The organism is Achromobacter sp. JD-1 (genome assembly GCF_038594925.1).
Classification (GTDB): domain Bacteria; phylum Pseudomonadota; class Gammaproteobacteria; order Burkholderiales; family Burkholderiaceae_B; genus Achromobacter; species Achromobacter spanius_C.
Genome location: NZ_JBCGCS010000001.1, coordinates 365,636 through 382,036, shown reverse-complemented (window position 1 = coordinate 382,036; position 16,401 = coordinate 365,636). Strand labels below are relative to the sequence as shown.

At 58.1% G+C, this 16,401-nt stretch carries 15 protein-coding genes; 11 read left to right on the top strand and 4 right to left on the bottom strand.

Going from position 1 to position 16,401, the window contains the following annotated elements:
- Positions 1-4: 4 nt before the first annotated feature.
- From WBR68_RS01760 to WBR68_RS01750, 3 genes are all read right to left on the bottom strand, one after another.
- Positions 5-895 (bottom strand): LysR family transcriptional regulator, encoded by an 891-nt coding sequence (locus WBR68_RS01760; RefSeq protein WP_019726376.1) that lies wholly within the window; start codon positions 893-895, stop codon positions 5-7.
- A 503-nt stretch (positions 896-1,398) separates the two neighbouring features.
- Positions 1,399-2,613: a glutathione-independent formaldehyde dehydrogenase gene (locus tag WBR68_RS01755; RefSeq protein ID WP_009459598.1), complete on the bottom strand. Its 1,215-nt coding sequence runs from the start codon at positions 2,611-2,613 to the stop codon at positions 1,399-1,401.
- A 466-nt stretch (positions 2,614-3,079) separates the two neighbouring features.
- The gene (locus WBR68_RS01750; RefSeq protein ID WP_009459599.1) at positions 3,080-4,021 is read right to left on the bottom strand and encodes a LysR family transcriptional regulator; all 942 of its coding nucleotides are present in this window, start codon (positions 4,019-4,021) and stop codon (positions 3,080-3,082) included.
- Positions 4,022-4,513: 492 nt separating this feature from the next.
- Here WBR68_RS01750 and WBR68_RS01745 point away from each other — a divergent pair, with 492 nt between their 5' ends.
- Positions 4,514-4,945 (top strand): DUF488 domain-containing protein, encoded by a 432-nt coding sequence (locus WBR68_RS01745; RefSeq protein ID WP_009459601.1) that lies wholly within the window; start codon positions 4,514-4,516, stop codon positions 4,943-4,945.
- Between the two features lie 374 nt (positions 4,946-5,319).
- Positions 5,320-7,296, top strand: coding sequence for an excinuclease ABC subunit UvrB (gene uvrB, locus WBR68_RS01740; RefSeq protein ID WP_009459603.1), 1,977 nt, complete (start codon positions 5,320-5,322; stop codon positions 7,294-7,296).
- A 150-nt stretch (positions 7,297-7,446) separates the two neighbouring features.
- On the opposite strand, the gene WBR68_RS01735 is transcribed toward uvrB, so the two are convergent.
- Positions 7,447-8,352, bottom strand: coding sequence for a LysR family transcriptional regulator (locus WBR68_RS01735; RefSeq protein WP_009459605.1), 906 nt, complete (start codon positions 8,350-8,352; stop codon positions 7,447-7,449).
- Between the two features lie 154 nt (positions 8,353-8,506).
- Here WBR68_RS01735 and WBR68_RS01730 point away from each other — a divergent pair, with 154 nt between their 5' ends.
- From WBR68_RS01730 to WBR68_RS01690, 9 genes are all read left to right on the top strand, one after another.
- Positions 8,507-8,914, top strand: coding sequence for a ketosteroid isomerase-related protein (locus WBR68_RS01730; RefSeq protein ID WP_009459611.1), 408 nt, complete (start codon positions 8,507-8,509; stop codon positions 8,912-8,914).
- Position 8,915: 1 nt separating this feature from the next.
- Complete coding sequence (locus tag WBR68_RS01725) at positions 8,916-9,524, top strand: GNAT family acetyltransferase (RefSeq protein WP_009459619.1); 609 nt, start codon at positions 8,916-8,918, stop codon at positions 9,522-9,524.
- On the top strand, positions 9,521-10,411 hold the full coding sequence (locus WBR68_RS01720; protein ID WP_009459621.1) for a carbon-nitrogen hydrolase family protein: 891 nt from the start codon (positions 9,521-9,523) through the stop codon (positions 10,409-10,411). The genes WBR68_RS01725 and WBR68_RS01720 overlap by 4 nt, the downstream gene beginning before the upstream one ends.
- A 282-nt stretch (positions 10,412-10,693) precedes the next feature.
- A complete protein-coding gene (frmR, locus tag WBR68_RS01715) occupies positions 10,694-10,969 on the top strand; it encodes a formaldehyde-responsive transcriptional repressor FrmR (RefSeq protein ID WP_007182548.1) in 276 nt (91 codons plus the stop codon).
- 59 nt (positions 10,970-11,028) lie between these two features.
- Positions 11,029-12,138, top strand: a complete 1,110-nt coding sequence (locus WBR68_RS01710; protein ID WP_011871467.1) for an S-(hydroxymethyl)glutathione dehydrogenase/class III alcohol dehydrogenase — start codon at positions 11,029-11,031, stop codon at positions 12,136-12,138.
- Positions 12,139-12,181: 43 nt separating this feature from the next.
- Positions 12,182-12,580, top strand: a complete 399-nt coding sequence (locus WBR68_RS01705) for a VOC family protein (protein WP_009459624.1) — start codon at positions 12,182-12,184, stop codon at positions 12,578-12,580.
- A gap of 182 nt (positions 12,581-12,762) precedes the next feature.
- The gene (locus WBR68_RS01700) at positions 12,763-14,097 is read left to right on the top strand and encodes a DUF3422 family protein (protein ID WP_019726353.1); all 1,335 of its coding nucleotides are present in this window, start codon (positions 12,763-12,765) and stop codon (positions 14,095-14,097) included.
- A gap of 58 nt (positions 14,098-14,155) precedes the next feature.
- Positions 14,156-14,986 carry an S-formylglutathione hydrolase gene (fghA, locus tag WBR68_RS01695; RefSeq protein ID WP_007182551.1) on the top strand — a complete coding sequence of 277 codons (831 nt, stop codon included), beginning with the start codon at positions 14,156-14,158 and terminating at the stop codon, positions 14,984-14,986.
- 18 nt (positions 14,987-15,004) lie between these two features.
- Positions 15,005-16,300 carry an NAD(P)/FAD-dependent oxidoreductase gene (locus WBR68_RS01690; RefSeq protein ID WP_024310280.1) on the top strand — a complete coding sequence of 432 codons (1,296 nt, stop codon included), beginning with the start codon at positions 15,005-15,007 and terminating at the stop codon, positions 16,298-16,300.
- The last annotated feature ends 101 nt before the right edge of the window (positions 16,301-16,401 follow it).

Sequence of the window (16,401 nt, the reverse complement as noted above, 5' to 3'; positions counted from 1 at the left end):
TCCGTCAACCGTCCGATGAGTCGCGTAGGCGAACGACAAATCGCTCTACCGAAGCCGATAAATTGCTGCCGTCGGGCCGAAGCAGGTAGGTCGTGATCACGGCAGAATCCATCGCCAAGGGGCGGATCACCACATCCGGCCGTTGAGAGATGGGAATCTTGGTCGCCGTCATGAAGCCGATGCCGTAGCCGGCGCCGACCAAGGTGAGCATCATGTCCAGTGAGGATACTTCCTCGACAACATTCAGCTTGTGCTCCAACGTGTTGAGCAGCCGCTTGAGTTCGCGGCAATAACCCTCGCATACCTGCGGGTCGCACAGGACAAGTGGATGGCCTTGGAGTTCTTGAAGTGGCACCTCCTTGTAGGTGAGCAATGAGTGCCGAGCTGGCACAGCAATCACCAGCGGGTCGTGCCAGATTGCCTCGGCAGCGATACCGTCGCCGACATCGGCCGTGTGCGCGAACCCGATCATGAAGTCGCCCGAGCGCAAACCGCGCACTTGCTCTGCCAGAGGCACTTCTGACAAGCGTATTTCGATCTCCGGCTCCTCGGCGCGACAACGAGCCAGAAATGCCGACAGTCGTGGATCGATAGCTCCATCTGATACTGCGATGCGCAGGCTACCGCGCAAGCCCGATGCCACAGCCTTGGCATTTTCACGAGCCTGTTCCAGCACAGTGAATAGACGGCGTACATCTTGCAAGAAGACCGCACCCGCCGCCGTCAGAACTGTTCCTCGTCGGTTTCGGTCGAAGAGCACTACGCCCAACTCGTCCTCAAGTTCCTTGATGGCTCGTGATAGCGGTGGTTGTTCGATATGCAAGCGCTCAGCCGCCCGCGTGAAATGTAGCTCCTCAGCAAGAACTACGAAGCAGCGAAGATGGCGCAGCTCCATAGGCCACCCTCCCGTTCCGACTTATCCAACACTGTGCTATCTCCCTATAGAAGTGACTGCCATTTCGGCGGCGGCGAGTTCGGCCACGTCTTTGGAAACTTCTGGCTAAATGAGCCAGGGCTGGGCTGATCGTGCGATGGCCCGAGGCCGGCACAACACCAGGCGAGACTGATCAAGTCCGTGGGGTGGTCAGGATCAGGCGAAGGCTATGTTCAGCCACGCACATCAATGGATGCCGCGCATCTTCTCCGTCCGACCCTTGACCGATTGCGAACCAGGCGCTCGAACACGCCTGCGGTTGATCATCACCTGCGGATTGCTGAGGTTCTGCTCCTGGCCCGAGCCAAGGCAAGCACCCCGTCAAAATCACAACGCCTTGGGGCAGCAGACAAATGCCGGCGAAAATATTCGCCGGCTTCAGTTGCTGGCCGGAGACTAGAGGAGCCAGAATGTCTCTCACCAGAAAGTGTGAGACATCCTGATGCGTAGCCCGCGCCGGATACTTACTGCCGCACTGAACCATGCGGGTCGATGACGTACTTGTATGCAGAACCCGCGTCGAACTCTTTGTACGCGGCGGGCGCGTCTTCGAGCTTGATGAACTTAGTGTTCATCATCGGCGAAAGGTAAGGCATGCGATCGTTCAGTATCGCCCGCATTAACGCGTGGTTGTAATTGGCCGTCGGGGATTGACCAGCCGACATTCGCGGCGACTTGATCCAGGCGTTGGACCATTCCAGATCCATATGGCCTTTCTTGGCTTTCGGGTCTTTCGAGATCGGGTTTGCGCAGTACACACCGACCGTGCTGGTCATTCCGCCGAAGCGGACATATTTGAGCATTGCGTTGGTAACAGCGCTCTCCACGATCTTGTCAGCCTCCGCGCCAAACCCGCGGCAGTCCACACCAACATAGTCGATGACGCGATCCACCTCCCTGTGCCCGGTAATGCGTTCGAGATGTTCCTCGATCGGCACGCCGTCGGAAAGGTTGATGGTTTCCACGCCGTGTGGCTTGAGAAGGTCCAGCCGCTCTTGAATGTAATCGGCAACGATGATGGCGCCTGCACCCAGAAGTCTGGCGCAGGCGGCACCCGCTCTGCCGACCGGCCCGGCACCGAAGATCAGGATGTTTTCGCCGACGACGTAGGCCGGTGCGGCTGGCCAATCAGGGCCAGCGAACCCATGGAAAGCTGTGGGTAGTACGTCAGAGAGAAGGGTCAGGTCGCGGATCTTTTCCATGGCGGCATCCTTGTCAGGAAAGCGCAGGAGATTGAAATCCGCATACGGTACGAAGAGATAATCACCTTGGCCCCCCGTCCAGCCACCGAGGTTGAACCCGTAGGCTCCGCAGTCGATTTCGGGGTTGGTGTTCTCGCATACATCGGAGCGCATATGCTTGCAGTTGTAGCAACGCCCACAACCCACATTGAAGGGGACGGAAACGATGTCGCCCTTCTTCACGACTTCGACGTCTGATCCCACTTCGATCACTTCGCCGGTCATTTCATGGCCCATGGTCATTCCCTTGGGAACAGCAAACGAACCGCGATAAATGTGAAGGTCGCTGCCACAGATATTTGTGGTAACTATTTTGAGGATAGCGCCGTGGGGTGCACTTTTCCCTTGAGGGGTTATCAGCTCTGGAAATTTGAAGGTGTTGACCTTCATTTCCAAGGGCTTCTCGAAAGTCACGATTCGGTTACCGGTCGGAGTCATTTCGTCACCTCTGTGCGTTAATGTTTCCATCTTCTAAATCGAAGTGGGAAACGAGACTTACCGCTGTCAAGAAGAACGATCGTGGTACTGCCTAGCCGTTGGCCGCGTCTCCTTCTGCGGTCTTGACAGCATCGGATCAAGCTCAGAAGTGGTCAAACTGGAATAATCTATGTGCAGATAGACACGATCTATCTACACGGGCTCGTCGAGCCGTGCTCGTCTCCTAGCTGGGAGAGGACAACGATCATCACTACATCGCGCCTCCTAGCTTGATCTAGGAATAGTCAGCTTGACCCAGCGAGACATGAGGAGGCCGCATGCAGCAGGTACTCCTGTCGCCCGTGTTGCCCCTAGACCTGGTGGCCTTCGATGGGTTGCTCAGCACGTGGCGCCTGTTAGCGGCGCACACGGCGTGCCTGCCATCTTTGCCTGGTTGAAGCAATACAGCGTTGCTCTTCGAGACTCGCTATTTCAAGGGGCTTTGGGATGAGTCTGCTTTGGGCTGGAACCGACGATGGATCGATATAACGGATTGAAGAGCGGCGGCCAGTTCTGGGGTGTGCACCATTTCGAGCAATGCGTGCGATGACGGTGCCTCGAACGCATTTTTCCCAGCAACGAATCCGACATTTGAGTGTGACATTGGTCCACTGATACCGATTGCGTGGAGATTCGGAATGTGTGCGAGTTGGCCGGCGAGAGATTGCGGAAGAACTGCCGAATATTTTCCTGTCGCCACGTGTGCCGATAGCACGTCAATTGAATCAGTGCGAATAGTCTGTGCGGTACATTGCGTCAGTCTATCTTGAATGGATTCAGGTACTGCCGAGTTCAGCAGGCACAGTTGTCTATTAAGAACATGGTCCCACGTTGTGCTTCGGGGTTGCTGTGTTCTAGCGGCGTGAAAAAGGAAAATGCGTTCACGGTACAGAAGGTGAGTATCGAAGTCTTCCCCTGGAATATCCTCCAAATGCATGAGTGCGATATCCAGATTGTTTTCTCGAATCGCCTGCAGCAGGGAAGAAGCGCCGGAGACCAGAATTGATTGTTGAAGTAAAGGTGTTTTTTCGGCAAGGGCGATGCTTAATGTGGGTGCTACGCCGGCAGTTCCTGGGAGTATCCCTAGCCGGAATTTCCCCTCTATACCCCGCCGTAGTGCGGAGATTTCTCGCTCCAGTCCTTTGCAGTCGTCATACATCTGCTGAGCCCAAGACAGTACGCGCATTCCTTCAGAAGTGAGCCCGTCGTAGCGTCGGCCATGACGCACGATCTCGACACCCATGTCTTCCTCCAATTGCTTGATGCCCGCGGAGAGTGTCGGCTGAGAAACATTGCAGCTTTTTGCCGCGTTGCCAAAATGGCCTTCACGGTGCAAAGCAAGCAAGTATTCAAAGTTTCTTACGATCATAGATTTTCTTCTGATAGAGTTGATTGAATTTTATACTTTTATGAAAAAACCTGTGCACGCTTCGATCTGCGTTCAACCTTGATCACGCAGGTGGCACGCATGAAAGGCTGTTGTGCGCAGTGCCCATTCAGTAGGCTCGGCTCGTCATCGGCGGCCAGCACCACAACGCACGGGACAGCCAATAGCGCGAACACAGGTGCTTCGCGCTGTAGGGCGAGTCGTCCTCATGTAGCTTAGCAGTTGGCGCGTTCTGGAAGGGAAGAAGCGGGAGTGGTGAAGCACGCAACCGCAAAAGGCGGTGCTAAGCTCTTGAGCTGCTCGGGTCGTGGCCGCGAGTCGTTGAAGCGGCCAGAGAATGGAGCCTGCCGTGGCCGTTGTGGAGTAGCTAGTACGCCATGCCCCCGGCGTTTCCTTGGCTGCGATTGACGGGCGTACCTGGCGGCAGATCAATAACAGCCATTTATGGATGAAGGAACGAGTGGAGTAAGGCAGATGAAGATATTCACGATTGGATTCACTAAGACCTCCGCGCGATCCTTCTTCACCAAATTAGGTGATTCTGGTGCCAAACGCCTAGTCGATGTTCGTCTGAATAATGTTTCGCAATTGGCCGGCTTCGCAAAGCGCGAGGATCTTCGGTATTTTTCCGAGGCGTTGTGTGGGATGGAATATGAGCACCTGCCAGCACTTGCTCCAACCAAGGACATGTTCGAGGCATATAAAATAAAAGGGGGAGATTGGGATATCTACGCGAGGAAGTTTCTGGATTTAATGTCGTCCCGAAAGATTGAGTCAATCGATAAAGAAAAGATTGATAACAGTTGCCTGCTTTGCAGCGAAGACAAGCCCCATCACTGCCATCGGAGGCTAGTGGCCGAGTACCTTGCAGGCAAATGGCCGAATGTTGAGATCGTGCATCTTTAGCAGGTGACGTAGCTCCACGCCTCCGGCGTCTCGTCTTGATGGCTGAGAGAGGCAAAGGCGCGCATCGGCGGGAGCCGCCGCCACACATGGGGCGTACAGAGCAATCTCGCCCGCCACGACTCGATGTCGGCGCTGAACGAGGCGAGTAGCTCCAGGTGCATTGGCAGACGGGCCGCTGGCTGACGTCGTGGCGCTCGGCGGATATGCACTGGGAAGCCCGCCCGTGTGTTGGGCTATCATGTTGGCGACGCCTACGCCCAGGTGGGGCGTGGCAGGATCGCCGTCATTTACACCCCAGTTTGGTACTGCTATAGGTCTTCCGAAATAGCCGATACATCAGGACAAATTGAAGTAGCTCAATTAGGAGATATCTAATGTCAACCGGTACGTTCATTCTGCACTCCAGCTATACGCCGGCGGGGGACCAGCCAGAGGCGATAGCGCGCCTGCTATCGGACATAGAAGAAGGTGCGACACACCAGACGCTGAAGGGTATCACCGGCTCTGGTAAGACCTTTACGATGGCCAATGTGATTCATCGTCTGAAGCGGCCCACGTTGATCTTGGCTCCTAACAAGACATTGACCGCGCAGCTTTATGGTGAAATGAAGCACTTCTTTCCTGAGAATGCTGTCGAGTACTTCGTTTCCTACTACGATTATTTTCAGCCCGAGATTTATATGCCGGGCACCGATCGTTTCATTCCAAAGGACTCGGCCATCAACGATCACCTTGAGCGCCTACGCCTGTCCACGACCAAATCCTTGATTGAGCGCCGCGATGTGATCGTCGTCGCTTCGGTGTCTTCAATCTACGGCCTGGGTGACCCGGAGGCGTACCGAGCGTTGCAGATCGCTCTGTCCCCTGGGGTCAAACTAAACCAGAGAGAGCTGATTCGTCGTTTGGCTCTGCTGCAATATGATCGCACTGAGCGCACTCTCAAACGTGCAACGTTTCGCGCTCAAGGTGATGTGATCGATATCTTTCCTGCTGATTCCGAGCATAGGGCAGTTCGGGTGGAACTGCTGGATGACTCTGTTGCGTCTGTTCAATGGCTAGACCCTGTTACAGGTAAAACGCTTGGGGCAATTGACCATTACTTGGTTTCGCCAAAGACGCTTTTTGCACCGCCCACGAATAAAATAGATTCCGCGTCCAAGAAGATACTCGCTGATATGGAAGAGCGGGTTGCCGAGCTGAACAGGAATAATCGCTTGGTCGAGGCAAACAGGCTGTACGAGCGGATCACGCATGACGTGGAGATGATGCGCGAGGTAGGCTATTGTTCGGGCATGGAAAATTATTCCTGCTACTTCAGCGAACGGGACCCGGCCTCGCCTCCGATCACATTGCTGGATTACCTGCCGAAAGATGGGCTTCTGTTCGTCGATGAATCCCACGTCATGGTGCCACAGATATCCGCAATGTACCGGGGGGATCAGGCGCGCAAGGAGACGTTGATAGATTACGGGTTCCGCTTGCCTTCGTCTAAGAACAATCGCCCGTTGAACTTTGGTGAATTTGAGAAGGTCAAGCCTCAGACCATCTTTGTTTCCGCTACTCCGGGAGACTACGAGCTGAGGGTGTCGAAAGACAGGGTTGTCGAACAAGTTATCAGACCAACGGGACTGCTTGATCCCAAGGTTGAGGTGCGGAAAGCGGACGGATACATAGATGACCTGCTTGCCGAAATATCGAAGTGCGTGAAGAAGAAAAATCGCGTGCTCGTGACTACGCTGACGAAGGTCAGTGCAGAAGAGCTAACGGATTTCTTGACGGACAACGGGATTCGAGCGCGCTACATGCATTCGGACATAAAAGCGGAGGATCGTGTTGAGATCATCAATGGCCTGCGCGCAGGAGAGTTCGATGTTTTGATTGGGATTAGTCTTTTGCGCGAAGGGCTGGATATTCCAGAGGCATCATTGGTTGCTATTCTCGATGCAGACCGTGCAGGATTCTTGCGTTCGGCCCATGCTCTCATTCAGATGATAGGTCGAGTCGCTCGGAATGAAAACGGCAAGGCGATCTTGTACGCCGACGCGGTGACTCCGGCGATGAAACAGGCGATCGATGAAACCAATAGGCGCAGGCAGCTTCAAATTGCCTTTAACGAGGAAAATGGGATTTCTCCGGCCTCGTCTGTGCGAAAACTAGCAGGAGAAGAGACGAATACGGAGGAGCCCACCGTTCACTCCGAGGCTTTCTGCGAGAATTTGTCCGACCTTTGCGATCAGATCACTGCCAAGGAACAGCAGCTACTCGAATTTACCGATACCGGTGACGAGCAGCGCGTCGAAGATATTCGTCGTCAGTTGGATGGTTTGTACCGGCAATTCATTTACATCTAATCGTTTGCCGGCATAGGGTTGCATGGCCGACCGATCTGCACCTGGCGCAAGCGGGCAGACGGTCGGCTCATCATTCAACCGGAGGGGCGAGCCGCCAAGGCTCAGTGCCCCGCTTTCCAGGGCGTGTGCCTTTCAGTGTCTTGCGACGTGTCAGCGCAAAGCTGGCAACGATCCAACGGCGACCAGCATTTCATCAAATACCGCTCGAACCCTTCCCGGAATGGGGCCACGCTGAGGCCGATAGACGTACAACCCCCATGCCGGAGGTTCTTCGCTCTCCAACACTCGCACGAGCTTCCCGCTGGCAATGTAGGGGGCGGCCATGTAGTCCGCCAGTTGCGCGAACGCGATCCCGGCCAGCGCCGCTCCCATTTCCATGTCGGCATTGTCGGCGACGAGAGTGGGTGCGGCAGGTGTCCACTGGCGTCCCGCCTTGAAGTGCCAAGGCCAGGGACGGCCGGTATTGATATCCAAGGCCACGGTAGCTGGCAGGCTGCTTAGCGCATCGATGTTTTCAGGTACGCCCACTTTCTTGATCAGGCGCGGAGCGGCAACGATCGGAAGTTTCATGTCGGCTGCCTTGCGTGCGACGAAGCGGCTATCACGCATGAATCCGACCCTGATTCCGACGTCAATCCCTTCGTCAACCGTATTGCTGATGCGATCGGACAGGCGCACATCCAGCGTGATGTCGGGATGACGCGCGGCCACGCGCTCCAGTGCCGGCAGCACCGCTCTGGTGCCCAAGCTGTGCGGTGCGGTGATGCGAACCGTACCGGACAGGGATGCCTGCTGGTCGGAGCCAGGCGTTCGCCACAGATCCTCGAACCGCTCCAATGCCGGGCGCACCTGGTCTAACAGCCCTTCGCCGAAGGCGGTGATGCGCACCTGGCGCGTGCTTCGATGAAACAACACCTCGCCGTAGTGTTGCTCCAGTTGCTGGATGGCACGGGTGACACCTTGCGGAGAAGTCCCCAGCCGGACGGCTGCATCGCGAAAACTGCTGCTTTCGGCCGCCACCCGAAAGATGCGCAGTAGTTCCATTTCCTTGTTCATGACGCACGCCTCATGGTCGGTTTCGCCGCTCGTTAATTGTTCCAGATGGTGGAATTATAAAATCGCAACAATTCCATATACAAGGGAGGCGCGGTTGCCCAGACTGACAGCACCCCGGAATGCTCCGCTCCGAACAACCCAACAAGGAACGCGAATGAACGCTGCGACTCTCATCACTGCCTACTACGACGCCTTCAACCGCGGTGACCGCGAGGCCATGCTGTCAATGTTGACCGATGACGTCGCGCACGATTTGAACCAGGGCGCTCGTGAGGTCGGTCGCGAAGCCTTCCGCGCCTTCCTGCAGCGCATGGACCGCTGCTATGGCGAGCAACTCCGCGGGATCGTGGTGATGGTCAGCGCCGACGGCCTGCGCGCAGGCGCGGAGTACGTGGTGCATGGCGAATACAAGGTGACGGACGACGGGCTGCCGGACGCCCAGGGCCAGCGCTACGTGCTGCCGGGTGGCGCGTTCTTCGAGATCCGCGATGGCAAGATCGCTCGTGTCACCAACTACTACAACCTCGGCGACTGGATCGCACAGGTCGGAGGGGACGCCTGAAATGACCAGCGACGTGCAGGTGCTGGTTCGTCGTGGGCCGGACATTGCCGAATGGTTCGACACCGTGGCACATCTGCGGGCGAAGGTCTTCCGCAGCTTTCCATACCTGTACGAGGGCGACATCGAATACGAGAAGCACTACCTTTCCATGTACGCCCGTTCGGCAGACAGCCTGTTGGTGCTCGTGCTCGCTGATGACGTGGTTGTGGGTGCGTCCACGGGGTTGCCGCTCGGCGATACGGAGCCGGCCTTCCAGGTACCGTTCGCCGATCGAGGAATCCCGATGGAGGCAGTGTTTTACTGCGGCGAATCAGTCCTGCTCCCAGCCTTTCGGGGCCTTGGCCTGGGCCATCGCTTCTTTGACGAACGCGAAGCGCATGCCCGTTCGTTGGGCGGCATGCAGTGGACATCGTTCGCGTCGGTGGATCGAGCAGACGACGATCCCCGGCGTCCTTCCAACTACCGCAGTAATGATGCCTTCTGGACCCGTCGTGGCTACGTGCGACAGTCGGACATGAAGGTTACGCTGCCCTGGAAGGAGGTGGGTGAGCCGACCGAAACCGAGCAGACGCTCACGATGTGGCTGCACTCTCTGGAGAACGCGAAGTGAAAGTAGCAGTTGCGAAATATGCAGTGGGTAAGCCGACGGACTTCGAGGCATTTGCTGCGCGGCAGCGACTGGTTCTGGAGGAGGCGCGCCGTGGCGGAGCGGAACTGGCCGTGTTGCCCGAGTATCTATCCCTCGAACTGGCTGCAACGTTCAAGCCTAGCATCCGCCGTGATTTCAACGCCTCTCTGGCCGCGCTGCAGGCCTTGCAGCCTGCTTGGCTGGCACTGTATGCCGACCTGTCGCGCGAGTTGTGCATGACCATTCAGGCCGGTACGTTTTTGACCCAGGTTGGTTTGGACCGCTACCGCAACCGAGCTTGGTGGTTTGCGCCTGACGGTACACGCGACTACCAGGACAAACTGCAGTTGACGGGGTTCGAGAAGGACACCGGCGTCATCGAAGGTGGCGACGAACTCAAGGTGTTCGACCTGAACGGTGTGCGTGCCGGCATCGCTGTTTGCTATGACAGTGAGTTTCCATTGCCCGTGCGAGCCCAGAGAGAGGCGGGAGTGCGCCTGCTGCTGGTCCCGAGCTGTACCGACACCCAAGCAGGTGCAACCCGGGTCCGTGTGGGCTGCATGGCGCGGGCGCTGGAGAACCGAATGTTCATCGCGCAGGCCGTGACGACCGGAGCTGCTGACTGGAGTCCGGCGTTGGACACGAACACTGGCGAGGCCACGATCTATGCACCAATGGATCGTGGATTCCCGGATGATGGCATTCTCGCGACGACTTGCGGCACGCAGACATGGGCGATCGGTGATCTTGACGTTGAAGCACTCGAACGAAACCAGGAACAGGCCCAGGTTGCGGTCGATCGTGACTGGGACGGCCAGATGTTGCCTGCACTGCGGAAGGCTCGGTATTCGGGTCGTCAGGTCGCCTAGCCGGTCTCATCTTGTTAGCTTCAGTTCGATGAGTCGGCTTAGATAGGCCACGTCTATCTGCGCATAGATTTTTCCAGTTTGACCAGTTTTGAACTTGCCCCGATGCTGTCGATACATGCAAGAAATATTCATTAATTTGAATGTTTTGCGCTTCTTGGGAACAAATCTGTACTAGCCTGTAAGCGTGCTCGAAGAGCACAGATTTTGTGGCGAAGTTCGGCCGCATATACTATGGGGGAGTATTGTATAATGCGGCGGTGTACCCAAGTAGAGAGGTGTTCGATGCCACACAGCCCGGAAGAAAAGAAGCAAGCACTGACGCGCATCAGGCGCATCAAAGGTCAGGTAGCGACTCTTGAGCAAGCGCTTGATGCAGGTGCGGAATGTCCTGCAATTCTTCAGCAGCTTGCGGCCGTTCGTGGGGCAGTCAACGGATTGATGGCAACGGTTCTGGAGAGCTATCTGCGGGAAGAGTTTCCCAGTAGCGAAATCAGGAGCGATTCGCAGAACAAGTCCATTGACGAGACCATCTCTATCGTCCGCTCCTATCTGCGGTAGAGGCACCAGGGTGCCCTCGGTGAGGGCAAATTTAGTTAGCTAGTAAAGGAAGCGACATCATGAAATCACGTGCAGCAGTTGCCTTCGGGCCAGGAAAGCCGCTGGAAATCGTCGAGATCGACGTCGAGCCGCCGCGCAAGGGCGAGGTGCTCATCAAGATCACGAACACCGGCGTTTGCCATACCGACGCCTTCACCCTGTCGGGCGACGACCCCGAAGGTCTCTTCCCGGTCGTGCTGGGTCATGAAGGTGCGGGTATCGTCGTGGAGGTGGGTGAAGGTGTGACCAGCGTGAAGCCTGGCGATCACGTCATTCCCCTCTATACCGCCGAGTGCGGCGAGTGCCTGTTCTGCAAGTCCGGCAAGACCAACCTGTGTGTCGCGGTTCGTGCAACCCAGGGTAAGGGGCTGATGCCCGATGGTACGACTCGCTTCTCGTACAACGGTCAGCCGCTTTACCACTACATGGGCTGCTCGACCTTCAGCGAATACACGGTCGTCGCCGAAGTCTCGCTGGCCAAGATCAACCCGGACGCCAATCCCGAGCACGTCTGCCTGCTGGGCTGCGGCGTGACCACCGGCATCGGCGCCGTGCACAACACGGCCAAAGTGCAGCCGGGCGACTCGGTGGCCATCTTCGGCCTCGGCGGCATCGGTCTCGCCGCGATTCAGGGTGCACGCCAGGCCAAAGCGGGCCGCATCATCGCCATCGATACCAATCCGGCGAAGTTCGAGCTGGCTCGTACCTTCGGCGCGACCGAATGCCTCAATCCGAAGGACTTCGACAAGCCGATTCACGAGGTTCTCATCGAGATGACCGGCTGGGGTGTCGATCACACCTTCGAGTGCATCGGCAACGTCAACGTGATGCGTTCGGCTCTGGAAGCTGCCCATCGTGGCTGGGGCCAGTCGATCGTCATCGGTGTCGCCGGTGCCGGCAAGGAAATCTCGACCCGTCCGTTCCAGTTGGTCACCGGCCGGACTTGGAAGGGCTCTGCTTTCGGCGGGGTCAAGGGGCGTACCCAACTTCCGGGCATGGTGGAAGACGCAATGAAAGGCGAGATCGATCTCGCCCCGTTCGTCACCCACACCATGGGTCTCGACGAGATCAACCACGCCTTCGACCTGATGCATGAAGGCAAGTCGATTCGCACGGTGATCCACTACTGATCACCCACTATCCATTCAACACCAACCATCAAGGAAACTAACCATGTCCACTCCTGTCATTTCCGGCGACGGCATCTTCTCGCACGTCTTCATCGGCGCCGCCGACGTCCAGAAGTCGGCCGCGTTCTACGACGCCGCCCTGGGTGCTCTCGGCATCAAGAACCTCGGTCCTTTCGGCAACGGATGGGTGCTTTTCGGTCGCGAAAAGCCGGCTTTCATCATCGCCCGTCCGGGCAATGGTGAAGCGCCTTCGAGCAACGGCGTGACGGTCGGCTTTGCGGCCGCCACTCCCGCCGAAGTGGATGCCTTCCACGCCGCCGGCCTTGCCGCAGGCGGCACCGACGAGGGCCAGCCTGGCCCGCGTGGCCACCTGCCGGGTGCCTATGCGGCCTACCTGCGTGATCCGGCGGGCAACAAGGTCTGCTCGTACACCTTCGTCTGAAAGCTAGGAAGCTGAGGGCGTTCTGAAAGGGCCAGCACAAGCCTCTACACGGCGAGCCTATTAGACGGACCGTGTAGAGCGGTGTCTGCTCATGAAGATCGGCCCGCAGCCATGTGCGAAACGCATGGCTGCGGGCATTTGCTTTGAAGCGTGTTTTTCAACCAAGAAGAAATGAGGTCGTTATGAAAGAGCCGGCCAACATAAATACGACGACCGTACAACCCACCCCGACCGCCACCGTGTACGGCATGCCGGCCTACACCGATCGTGCTGCCGCCGTGGGTGAAGTGCATGCGCGCCCGCATCTGTTGATTCAGGCCCCGCGCGGCATATTGCAGCTCGCTTTCATGACCGAAGGCGACCAGGCCAAGGATCAGATGGCGATGAGCGAGTTGTCTCATCGCTTCGGCGTTGCCGAACCCGACCATGCTACGCCGCTTCACGGCGTGACATGGGACGAAGGAGACCTGCACTGTGAAAAGCACACCGAGTTCTCGACGTATCTCTGGTGCGCTTCGCTGGATTCCGAGACGGGAGAGCCGTGCGGCGAAAACCCGTTCAGGCATGGATTTGTGCCTCCCGGCCCGGTCGTATCCGGCATCCGTTTGAGACTTCTTCCGTGGACGCCGGAAACGGAGAAGGAGGCCGATCGCTTCGATCCTGCCAGCCTGTGCTACTCGCTGGTGGAGAACGGCTCTGCCGCCATTCTGACCGACTTCCGACAGGATGAGGATGGCCTGACGCAGATCCTCGTCCTGGCCCGCGATTTGACCCCGGCGCGGGCGGGTGCGCTGGCTCAACGTCTGCTGGAGATCGAGACCTACCGTACCTTGGCGTTGCTGTCCCTGCCGTTGACACGATCGATGACGTCGGAGCTGCGACGCATGGAGTCGCGCCTTGCGGCGATCACCGACGAGATGTGTACGAGCTTGGTGGAACGGCGCGACAGCGACGTGCTGCTGTCCGAATTGACCGGCCTGGCTGCCGAGCTGGAAGCTGGAGTTGCGGCGAATCTCTATCGCTTCGGTGCCAGCCGTGCCTACTACGAGATCGTCGAGGAAAGGCTGGCAGCGCTTTCGGAAGAGGCCGTATCCGGGTACTGCACCTGGGCGGATTTCCTGCAGCGCCGCATCGCTCCAGCCATGCGGACATGCCAATCCGTAAAGGAGCGCCAGGCCAAGCTCTCAGACAAGCTGACCCGGGCCATCGCGTTGCTGCGTTCCTGGATCGACGTTGAGCTTGAACGCCAGAACCGCGATCTGCTGGCGTCGATGAACAACCGGGCCAAGATGCAATTGCGCCTTCAGCAGACCGTCGAAGGCCTGTCGGTCGCGGCAATTTCTTATTACGTCGTGAGTCTTCTCGGCTACTTGCTCAAGGGCATTCCGATGGTTCACGACAGCGTGGCGCCGGTGATGGCGGTTCTGGTGCCTGCGGTGATGCTGACGATCTGGTGGATCGTGCGCAGGATCAGGCATGCCCACGGCGACACGGTGGCGGAAGAGAAATCTTCCTGACGAGCTGCCGTCTTGGCGCGCGAGAGCTGCGCCGTTCCTTTGAACATAGGAGAACTACATGGAACGCATCGAACATCACGCCAGCTTTGATGGTTGGCAGGACGTTTATCAGCATGAATCGACGACGCTCGGTTGCACGATGAAGGTCGGCGTCTATCTGCCTCCGCAGGCGCAGCACGGCAAAGTGCCGGTGCTGTACTGGCTTTCGGGCCTGACCTGCACCGAGCAGAACTTCATCACCAAGTCCGCCGTCCAGCGCTACGCGGCCGAACATGGCATTGCCGTCGTCGCGCCCGATAGCAGCGCTCGCGGCGAAGGCGTTGCCGACGATCCTGCCTATGACCTCGGACAGGGCGCGGGGTTCTACGTCAATGCCACACAGGAACCCTGGGCTGCGAATCATCGGATGTACGACTACGTCGTGCAGGAACTGCCGGCGCTGATCGAGGCCCACTTTCCCGTGACAGCGGAGCGGAGCATCAGCGGCCATTCCATGGGAGGACACGGTGCTCTGGTCATCGCCCTGCGCAACCCGGGCCGTTATCGAAGCGTCTCGGCCTTCTCGCCCATCGTCGCCCCCACCCAGGTTCCCTGGGGGCACAAGGCCTTCGAGGCGTACCTGGGCAGCGATCGGGAGGTGTGGAAACAGTACGACACCGTGGAGCTGATTCGCACCGTGCAGGAGCGTTTGCCGTTGCTGGTGGACCAGGGCTTGGGCGACGAGTTCCTGGAGAGCCAGCTTCAGCCCGACCTGCTGCGCAAGGCCTGCGACGAGACGGGGCACCCGCTCACGTTGAATCTGCGCCCAGGCTACGACCACAGCTACTACTTCATTGCCAGTTTCATTGGCGAGCATATGGCACACCACGCATCGGCGCTGAAACGCTGAGAGAGAGGAGATCAGGTCATGACAAAGACCTCCAAAAACCGACATCACGTCGTCATTATCGGAGCGGGCTTCGGCGGGATCGAGGTTGCCAACCAGCTTGCTGGTGCCGAGGTCGATGTGACGATCATCGATCGGCGCAATCATCACCTGTTCCAACCCTTGCTTTACCAGGTTGCAGGGGCGTCACTTTCGACATCCGAGATCGCCTGGCCTATTCGCTATCTCTTCCGAAATCGCCCGGAAGTGAACACCTTGATGGCGGAAGTGGAAGGTATCGACCAGGACGCGCGTCAGGTCATTCTCAACAATGGATTGCGGCAAACCTACGACACGCTCGTGCTCGCGACAGGCGCTACCCATGCCTACTTCGGACACGACGAATGGGGGGCTTTCGCGCCGGGGTTGAAGACGCTGGAAGATGCCACGACCATTCGGGGCCGAATCCTCGCGGCTTTCGAGGAGGCTGAGCGCACGAGCGATCCTCAGCAGCGTGCCGCGCTGCAGACGTTCGTCATCATCGGTGGTGGTCCCACCGGGGTTGAATTGGCCGGAACCATCGCCGAGCTTGCACGAGACACGCTGGCGCGTGACTTTCGCTCGATCGACCCGAGCACGTCGCGGGTTGTACTGATCGAGGCTGGCCCGCGTCTGTTGTCCGTCTTTCCAGAGGATCTTTCGGCCTATACGCGCCAGGCGCTCGAAAAGCTCGGCGTCGAGGTCGTGCTGGGTACGCCGGTCACCGAATGCTCGGCCGATGGCGTGGTGTACGGTGGCAAGCCCCTTTCGGCCAAGACCATCGTCTGGGCCGCCGGAGTCCAGGCGTCTCCCGCGGCTCGCTGGCTGGGCGCTGCGTCTGATCGTGCGGGTCGGGTGGTCGTTGGCCCTGACCTGACGGTGGCCGGTCGGCCGGAGGTCTTCGCCATCGGCGATACAGCCTCGTGCACCATGGCCGATGGGAAGCCCGTGCCGGGCATCGCCCCGGCCGCCAAACAGCAAGGGAAGTACGTCGCCAACCTCATTGGACGGCGTTTGAAGGGCAAGCCCGCTGACGGACCTTTCAAATACCGGCATCAGGGGAACCTGGCCACCATCGGCCGCAGCCTGGCGGTGATTGACATGGGGCGGGTGAAGCTGCGTGGTGCCTTTGCGTGGTGGATCTGGAAGCTGGCGCACATCTACTTTCTGATCGGTACGCGAAATCGTCTCAGCGTCGCTTTGAGCTGGGTATGGAACCACAGCATCGGCTACCGCGGCTCTCGCATCATCATGCATGCGATTAGCGACAAAAAAGTTCCGGTGTCAAGCGTCTTGTGAAAACAGCCTGATGGCCGAAAGTCTAAATGGGGCGCGGGTTTAGCTCTACTTTGGGCCGCTTTGCAGGATGGCGGCATCGTGGGCTGGGAGCCACATAGGAG